This is a genomic window from Gilliamella sp. HK2 (genome assembly GCF_001690265.1).
Classification (GTDB): Bacteria; Pseudomonadota; Gammaproteobacteria; order Enterobacterales; family Orbaceae; genus Gilliamella; species Gilliamella apicola_C.
The window spans coordinates 1-1,344 of record NZ_LZGV01000092.1 but is presented as its reverse complement, the minus strand read 5'-3'; the positions used below and the strand labels follow the sequence as shown (position 1 = coordinate 1,344).

2 protein-coding genes are annotated in these 1,344 nt (G+C 33.6%); both read left to right on the top strand.

Going from position 1 to position 1,344, the window contains the following annotated elements:
• Positions 1–801, top strand: an 801-nt coding sequence (locus tag A9G45_RS14460; RefSeq protein WP_065566307.1) for a DUF6708 domain-containing protein, incomplete at its 5' end; no start/stop codon positions are given.
• Positions 801–1,344, top strand: a 544-nt coding sequence (locus tag A9G45_RS09575; RefSeq protein WP_218057090.1) for a DUF6708 domain-containing protein, incomplete at its 3' end; no start/stop codon positions are given. The genes A9G45_RS14460 and A9G45_RS09575, both read left to right, overlap by 1 nt.

Sequence of the window (1,344 nt, the reverse complement as noted above, 5' to 3'; positions counted from 1 at the left end):
TGGCGCGAAGATTTGCATAAAGGAATATATACAACACAATTACATTTAAGTAATAATAAAAAATTACGTTATGCTAATGATGATTATTGTGAATTTTCACGACGGTTCACAGGGATGAATCCTTTTCTTCGTATATTTATGGTTACTATTGTGTTACTTTGTAATTTAGTAACTATATGTGGGTTATCATGGATCATACCAAATACTATTATAGACACTGATGGCAACGCAATCGTTATACCTTGTTGTTTATTATTAATATTTTTAACTTATTTTCTTTTTCTAATGGCTTCGAATATTCTTTTTGCTCCTGAAGATTGCCCAATCCGTTTTAATCGTAAAACAGGTAAGGTTTATATTTATGATCATTGCCTTTTATATTTTGGCTCATTAAGAACGTTTACTTGCTCACCTTTAAAAGCAAAAGAAATTACAGTTAAAGAGTTTAATTGGGCAGATATTCAAGGGTGTATGACATCGGTATCAGTTCCTCTTGGGAGTGGCGGAATGGTTAGAAGCTATCGCCTAGAGTGTGTGGTATGTGAGCCTAATACCACTAAAGTGATTGACCACTTTTTGTTGGCTGCTGATACCAGTCTAAGTTATGACGAATGGATGTGGATAAATAGCTATATGGCGTTTTCTGATAAAAATTTGGATGCCGAATTTATGCCAGAAGAAGAATTCACTTGGCCAATCAAAGTCAACTGGCCAAAAGAAATCGACAAAAAATCCAAAACCAGCTCGCTTGAAGAATATCAACAAATAGATGCCGAATATAAAAAGTTAGGAAATAAATAATGCCATCAAAGTACCAACCGCAAGTTTCCGCATGGCGCGAGGATTTATATAAAGGGGTTTATACAACGCAATTGCCTTTAACTAATAATAAAAAATTACGTTATGCTAATGATGATTATTGTGAGCTTTCTCGGCGGTTCACAAGGATGGGAAGCTTATTAATTAGATTGATTGTTATTATTATTTTATTTATATGTGTATTGATAGCAAATTCTGGATTAGTTGCTTTACTTCTTGCTATATTTTATCTTGATACCCATAAAGCACTATTTATTTTTTTATTTTTTGTGTTTTTAATGTGCAGTCAAATATTTATTCAATTTTTTCTTACTTTTTTATTCTGTCCTGAAGATTGTCCTGTTCGCTTTAACCGTAAAACAGGTAAGGTTTATGTTTATGACCATTTTCTGTTATATTGTGGTTCATGGGCTACCTTTACTCGTTCCCCCTTTAGAGCTAAAGAGATAACCGTTAAAGAGTTTAATTGGGCAGATATTCAGGGGTGTATGACCTCAGTATCAGTTCCTCTTGCGAGTGGCGGAA